The organism is Bacillus sp. FSL L8-0099 (assembly GCF_038006385.1).
Taxonomy (GTDB): Bacteria; Bacillota; Bacilli; order Bacillales; family Bacillaceae_G; genus Bacillus_A; species Bacillus_A toyonensis.
The window spans coordinates 1-7,500 of the sequence record NZ_JBBOVC010000001.1; the positions used below are offsets into that span (position 1 = coordinate 1).

Sequence of the window (7,500 nt, forward strand, 5' to 3'; positions counted from 1 at the left end):
TTGGAAAACATCTCTGATTTATGGAATAGTGCCTTAAAAGAACTTGAAAAAAAGGTCAGTAAACCTAGTTATGAAACGTGGTTGAAGTCAACAACAGCACATAACTTAAAGAAAGACGTATTAACGATTACAGCTCCAAATGAATTTGCTCGTGATTGGCTAGAATCTCATTACTCAGAACTCATTTCGGAAACACTTTATGATTTAACAGGGGCAAAATTGGCTATTCGCTTTATTATTCCCCAAAGTCAAGCTGAAGAGGATATCGATCTTCCTCCTATAAAAAAAAATCGAGCACAAGATGATTCTACTCATTTACCACAGAGCATGTTAAATCCAAAATATACATTTGATACATTTGTTATTGGCTCTGGTAACCGTTTTGCCCATGCTGCTTCATTAGCTGTAGCTGAGGCTCCAGCTAAAGCATATAATCCTCTCTTTATTTACGGGGGCGTTGGGCTTGGAAAGACGCATTTAATGCATGCGATCGGTCATTATGTAATTGAACACAATCCAAACGCAAAAGTTGTATATTTATCATCCGAAAAATTTACAAATGAATTCATTAACTCTATTCGTGATAATAAAGCAGTCGATTTTCGTAATAAATATCGCAATGTAGATGTTTTATTGATAGATGATATTCAATTTCTTGCTGGAAAAGAACAAACTCAAGAAGAGTTTTTCCATACATTTAATGCATTACACGAAGAAAGCAAACAAATTGTAATTTCAAGTGATCGGCCACCAAAAGAAATTCCAACTTTAGAAGATCGTCTTCGTTCTCGCTTTGAATGGGGACTCATTACGGACATTACGCCACCAGATTTAGAGACGCGAATTGCGATTTTACGTAAAAAAGCAAAAGCTGAAGGACTTGATATACCAAACGAGGTTATGCTGTATATCGCAAATCAAATCGATTCAAACATTCGTGAATTAGAAGGTGCGCTCATCCGAGTTGTAGCTTATTCATCTTTAATTAACAAAGATATTAATGCTGATTTAGCAGCTGAAGCACTTAAAGATATTATTCCAAATTCTAAACCAAAAATTATTTCTATTTATGATATCCAAAAAGCTGTCGGGGGCGTTTACCAAGTAAAATTAGAAGATTTTAAAGCGAAAAAGCGTACAAAATCAGTTGCGTTTCCTCGTCAAATTGCAATGTATTTATCACGCGAACTTACAGATTCCTCTTTACCTAAAATAGGTGAAGAATTTGGTGGACGTGACCATACAACCGTTATCCATGCCCATGAAAAAATTTCTAAGCTACTAAAAACGGATACGCAATTGCAAAAACAAGTCGAAGAAATTAATGATATTTTAAAGTAGTAGCTGAATAGTGTGAATAACTCTCCTTGTTTTACGCACAGTCTATCCACATGTAGATAGACTGTTTTTACATCTTTCAACGGGGTTATCCACATATCCACAAGCCCTATTACTATTACTACTATTTTTTATCTTTATTAATTAAATAAAATCTTATACTTACCGGAGGTTTTTCTTTATGCGTTTTACAATACAAAAAGACTATCTTGTAAGAAGTGTACAGGATGTAATGAAGGCTGTTTCTTCTCGTACAACAATTCCAATTCTTACAGGAATTAAAGTTGTCGCTACTGAAGAAGGGGTTACATTAACAGGAAGCGATGCAAACATCTCTATTGAATCGTTTATTCCAGTCGAAGAGGACGGAAAAGAGATTGTAGAAATCGGACAATCAGGAAGTATTGTTTTACAAGCAAAATATTTTAGTGAGATCGTAAAAAAACTACCGAAAGACACTGTCGAAATTTCTGTGGAAAATCATTTTATGACAAAAATAAAATCTGGAAAATCAGAGTTTAACTTAAATGGTTTAGATTCTGCTGAATATCCATTATTACCACAGATTGAAGAGCATCATGTTTTTAAGATTCCAACAGACTTACTTAAACATATGATTAGACAAACTGTATTTGCAGTTTCTACTTCGGAAACAAGACCGATCTTGACAGGTGTAAACTGGAAGGTATATAACAGCGAATTAATTTGTATTGCAACAGATAGTCACAGACTAGCACTTCGAAAAGCAAAAATCGAAGGATATAATATTGCAGATGAGTTTCAAGCAAATGTTGTAATTCCAGGTAAGAGCCTAAATGAATTAAGTAAAATTCTAGATGAGTCGGAAGAAATGGTAGATATCGTTATTACGGAGTATCAAGTATTATTCCGTACAAAACATTTATTATTCTTCTCAAGATTGTTAGAAGGAAATTATCCTGATACAACGCGTCTAATTCCAGCAGAGAGTAAGACGGATATTTTTGTGAATACAAAAGAATTTCTACAGGCCATTGATCGTGCTTCACTATTAGCAAGGGACGGCCGCAATAATGTTGTAAAATTATCAACGTTAGAACAAAAAATGTTGGAAATCTCTTCTAATTCTCCGGAAATCGGAAAAGTAGTGGAAGAAGTTCAATGTGAAAACGTAGATGGAGAAGAATTAAAAATATCTTTTAGTGCAAAATATATGATGGATGCATTAAAAGCTTTAGATAGTACAGAGATTAAGATTAGCTTTACTGGGGCAATGAGACCATTCTTAATTCGTACAGTAAATGATGATTCAATTACTCAATTAATTTTACCAGTTCGTACTTACTAGATAGAAAATAAGGGTTGCTAGTTTAAAGATGCTAGTAGCCCTTATTTGATTTTGGGGTATTACTTTCCTAATGCTAGTTTATTTAGTACAATGAAAGAATGAACACTTTGAGAAAGTGAGCGATTTTATGAAACGTATTAAAATTTCAACAGAGTATATTACACTAGGACAATTTTTAAAGTTAGCTGATGTAATCGATACAGGTGGCGCTGTAAAATGGTTTTTACAAGAATATGAAGTGTACGTGAATCAAGAACTTGAAAACAGAAGAGGTCGCAAGTTATATGCGAACGATATTATTGAAATTCCGGGTAGCGGAACTTTCCAAGTTCAGGCATAAAGGGGGAGCCCTTTGTTTATTTCAGAAATACAATTAAAAAACTATCGCAATTATGAAAAATTAGAGCTTTCCTTTGAAGATAAAGTGAATGTAATTATCGGCGAAAATGCGCAAGGGAAAACAAATTTGATGGAAGCTATTTATGTGTTAGCGATGGCGAAATCTCATAGAACCTCTAATGACCGCGAACTTATCCGTTGGGATGAAGATTTCGGTCAAATTAAAGGGAAATTACAAAAGAGAAATAGTTCTTTGTCTTTAGAATTAAATATTTCGAAAAAAGGTAAAAAGGCAAAATTAAATCAACTTGAACAACAAAAGTTGAGTCAATATATTGGCGAAATGAATGTTGTCATGTTTGCCCCAGAAGATTTAAATCTTGTAAAAGGAAGCCCTCAAGTAAGAAGACGCTTTTTAGATATGGAATTAGGACAAATAGCTCCTGTTTATTTGTATGAATTAAGTCAATATCAAAAAGTGCTCACGCAACGAAACCACTTGCTAAAAAAAATGCAAGGGAATAGTAAAAATGAGGAAACGATGTTGGATGTATTTACACTGCAACTGATTGAACACGGTGCAAAAATATTGCAAAAGCGTTTTGATTTTTTACATTTACTGCAAGAATGGGCAGCCCCAATTCATCGTGGTATAAGCCGTGGATTAGAAGAATTAGAAATTATTTATAAACCGAGTGTAGATGTATCAGAATCAATGGATTTGTCGAAAATAAAAGAAGTATACTATGAAAGTTTTCAATCTGTGAAACAACGTGAAATTTTCCGTGGTACGACTTTAATTGGTCCTCATCGTGATGATTTACAATTCTTCGTTAATAGTAAAAATGTTCAAGTCTTTGGTTCGCAAGGACAACAACGAACGACTGCACTATCCCTAAAATTAGCTGAAATTGAATTGATTTATTCAGAGGTTAAAGAATATCCAATCCTTTTGCTGGATGATGTTTTATCAGAATTAGACGATTATCGTCAATCACATCTGTTAAATACAATTCAAGGAAAGGTGCAAACATTTGTTACAACGACGAGTGTCGACGGAATTGAACACGAAACATTGAAAGACGCGAAAACAATTCATGTAACGAACGGCACGGTAGATTGTGAAATAGATAGGGCATAAACCCCTGTTTAAATGGAAAAGTAGGTGATCTTTGTGTCAATGGAACAAAAACAAATGCAAGAAAATGCATATGATGAAAGTCAGATACAGGTACTTGAAGGACTAGAGGCAGTTCGGAAACGTCCAGGTATGTATATTGGATCTACGAGTGGGAAAGGACTTCACCACCTTGTATGGGAAATTGTTGATAATAGTATCGATGAAGCATTAGCAGGATATTGCGATGAAATTAACGTTAGTATTGAAGAAGATAATAGTATTCTTGTAACGGATAATGGCCGTGGTATCCCAGTTGGTATACAAGAAAAAATGGGACGTCCTGCAGTTGAGGTTATTATGACTGTCCTCCACGCTGGTGGTAAATTTGGCGGTGGCGGTTATAAGGTTTCTGGTGGTTTGCATGGTGTTGGTGCATCTGTTGTAAATGCCTTGTCAACAGAACTAGAAGTATTTGTACATCGTGACGGTAAAATTCATTACCAAAAATACGAAAGAGGTATTCCGGTTGCAGATTTAAAAGTCATCGGTGATACAGATAAAACTGGAACAATAACTCGCTTTAAACCGGATCCAGAAATTTTTAAAGAGACGACAGAATATGAGTTTGATACGCTAGCGACTCGTATGCGTGAGTTGGCGTTTTTAAATCGTAATATTAAATTAACAATTGAAGATAAACGTGAACATAAACAAAAGAAAGAGTTCCACTATGAAGGTGGAATTAAATCATATGTTGAACATTTAAATCGTTCAAAACAACCAATTCATGAAGAGCCTGTATATGTAGAGGGTTCAAAAGATGGTATTCAAGTTGAAGTTGCGCTTCAATATAACGAAGGATATACAAATCATATTTACTCATTTACAAATAATATTCATACGTATGAAGGTGGTACACATGAGGTAGGATTTAAAACTGCCCTAACACGTGTGATTAACGATTATGGCCGTAAAAATAACATTTTAAAAGATGCGGATAGTAATTTAACTGGTGAAGATGTTCGTGAAGGTTTAACAGCAATCGTGTCAATTAAACATCCAAATCCACAATTCGAAGGGCAAACGAAGACGAAACTTGGAAATAGTGAAGCGAGAACGATTACGGAGTCAGTATTCTCAGAGGCTTTTGAAAAGTTCTTACTGGAAAATCCCAATGTTGCACGTAAAGTTGTAGATAAAGGAACGATGGCAGCGCGTGCGCGTGTAGCAGCTAAAAAGGCTCGTGAGCTAACTCGCCGAAAGAGTGCTTTAGAAGTTTCAAGTTTGCCAGGGAAATTGGCAGACTGTTCTTCTAAAGATCCAGCAATTAGTGAAATTTATATCGTAGAGGGTGACTCTGCGGGTGGATCTGCAAAACAAGGACGCGATCGTCATTTCCAAGCGATTTTACCGCTGAAGGGTAAAATTATTAATGTTGAAAAAGCACGCTTAGATAAAATTTTATCAAATGATGAAGTTCGTACAATTATTACGGCGATCGGTACAAATATCGGTGGAGACTTCGATATTGAAAAAGCACGCTATCATAAAGTTATTATTATGACCGATGCCGATGTTGATGGTGCGCATATTCGTACCCTATTATTAACGTTCTTCTATCGTTATATGCGTCAAATCATTGAGTGTGGCTATATATATATTGCGCAGCCACCGTTGTTTAAAGTACAACAAGGTAAAAAAATTCAATATGCTTATAACGACAAAGAACTTGAAAAGATATTAGCTGAGCTACCAGCCCAGCCGAAACCAGGAATTCAACGTTATAAAGGTCTTGGAGAAATGAATCCAACTCAGCTATGGGAGACGACAATGGATCCAGAAGTACGTTCGTTACTTCAAGTTTCTCTTCAAGATGCAATAGAAGCAGACGAAACGTTTGAAATTTTAATGGGTGATAAAGTGGAACCACGTCGTAACTTTATCCAAGAGAATGCAAAATACGTGAAAAACCTTGATATTTAAATGAGTAATGACAGGAATCTAAGTATTCCTGTCTTCTACATATAAATCAATGTATGTGTAACGGAAATGTAAGAGGAGGTGCTCGTTGATGTCAGACAATCAACAACAAGCACGAATTCGAGAAATTAATATTAGTCATGAAATGCGTACCTCATTTTTAGATTACGCAATGAGTGTTATCGTATCTCGTGCATTACCAGATGTTCGTGATGGATTAAAACCTGTGCATCGTAGGGTTTTATATGCGATGAATGATTTAGGAATTACAGCTGATAAAGCGTATAAGAAATCAGCACGTATTGTTGGTGAAGTAATTGGTAAGTATCACCCCCACGGTGATTCAGCTGTTTATGAAACGATGGTACGTATGGCGCAAGATTTCAGTCAACGTTATATGCTTGTTGATGGGCATGGTAACTTCGGTTCTGTAGATGGAGATTCAGCAGCGGCAATGCGTTATACAGAGGCAAGAATGTCTAAGATTTCTATGGAATTAATACGTGATATTTCAAAAAATACAATTGATTATCAAGATAACTACGATGGTTCGGAAAGAGAGCCGATTGTATTACCAGCGCGTTTCCCTAATTTATTAGTAAACGGTACGACAGGTATTGCTGTTGGTATGGCAACAAATATCCCGCCGCATCAGCTTGGCGAAGTAATTGATGGTGTGCTGGCATTAAGTCATAACCCTGATATTACTATCGCGGAATTGATGGAATATATTCCTGGGCCAGACTTTCCGACGGCAGGTTTAATTTTAGGGCGAAGTGGAATTCGAAGAGCTTACGAAACAGGTCGCGGTTCTATTATGCTTCGTGCTAAGGTTGAAATTGAAGAGAAGTCAAACGGTAAACAATCTATTATCGTAACGGAACTACCTTATCAAGTTAATAAGGCACGATTAATTGAAAAAATCGCAGAATTAGTTCGCGATAAGAAAATTGAAGGCATTACAGATTTACGTGATGAATCAGATCGTAATGGTATGCGTATCGTTATGGAAGTACGTCGTGATGCTAATGCTAATGTACTATTAAATAATTTATATAAACATACAGCGCTTCAAACAAGTTTTGGTATTAATATGTTATCTCTTGTAAATGGAGAGCCTCAAGTACTAAATTTAAAACAAAACTTATATCATTATTTGGAGCACCAGAAGGTAGTAATCCGTAGACGTACTGCTTATGAATTAGAAAAAGCAGAGGCACGTGCTCATATTTTAGAAGGATTACGAATTGCTTTAGATCATCTTGATGAAGTTATTACGTTAATTCGTAGTTCAAAAACGGCAGATATTGCAAAGCAGGGCTTAATGGAACGTTTCGGTTTAAGTGAGAAACAAGCGCAAGCGATTTTAGACATGCGTCTGCAACGCTTAACTGGA

At 35.7% G+C, this 7,500-nt stretch carries 6 protein-coding genes (1 of these 6 only partly in view); all 6 read left to right on the top strand.

Translation table 11 applies throughout. The annotated features are described in order from the left end of the window. Nucleotides 1-1,341, top strand: a complete 1,341-nt coding sequence (dnaA, locus tag MHH42_RS00005; RefSeq protein ID WP_000428014.1) for a chromosomal replication initiator protein DnaA — start codon at nt 1-3, stop codon at nt 1,339-1,341. Nucleotides 1,342-1,519: 178 nt separating this feature from the next. Beyond that, nucleotides 1,520-2,665: a DNA polymerase III subunit beta gene (gene dnaN, locus MHH42_RS00010; protein WP_001212898.1), complete on the top strand. Its 1,146-nt coding sequence runs from the start codon at nt 1,520-1,522 to the stop codon at nt 2,663-2,665. A gap of 127 nt (nt 2,666-2,792) precedes the next feature. Next, the gene (gene yaaA, locus MHH42_RS00015; RefSeq protein WP_000821369.1) at nt 2,793-3,005 is read left to right on the top strand and encodes a S4 domain-containing protein YaaA; all 213 of its coding nucleotides are present in this window, start codon (nt 2,793-2,795) and stop codon (nt 3,003-3,005) included. A gap of 12 nt (nt 3,006-3,017) precedes the next feature. Next, nucleotides 3,018-4,145, top strand: a complete 1,128-nt coding sequence (gene recF, locus MHH42_RS00020; protein ID WP_000470741.1) for a DNA replication/repair protein RecF — start codon at nt 3,018-3,020, stop codon at nt 4,143-4,145. A gap of 39 nt (nt 4,146-4,184) precedes the next feature. Next, entirely contained in the window at nt 4,185-6,107 is a 1,923-nt protein-coding gene (gene gyrB / locus MHH42_RS00025) for a DNA topoisomerase (ATP-hydrolyzing) subunit B (RefSeq protein WP_000435980.1), read from the top strand. Between the two features lie 88 nt (nt 6,108-6,195). Beyond that, on the top strand, nt 6,196-7,500 hold the 5' portion of the coding sequence (gene gyrA, locus MHH42_RS00030; protein WP_001282862.1) for a DNA gyrase subunit A. It continues 1,167 nt past the right edge of the window; only the first 1,305 of its 2,472 coding nucleotides appear in the window; its start codon is at nt 6,196-6,198; the stop codon falls past the right edge of the window.

What these genes read in the sequence shown, in the direction of transcription:
- yaaA (WP_000821369.1), top strand. Translation starts at nt 2,793, where the DNA reads ATGAAACGTATTAAAATTTCAACAGAGTATATTACACTAGGACAATTT.
- dnaN (WP_001212898.1), top strand. Translation starts at nt 1,520, where the DNA reads ATGCGTTTTACAATACAAAAAGACTATCTTGTAAGAAGTGTACAGGAT.
- gyrB (WP_000435980.1), top strand. Translation starts at nt 4,185, where the DNA reads ATGGAACAAAAACAAATGCAAGAAAATGCATATGATGAAAGTCAGATA.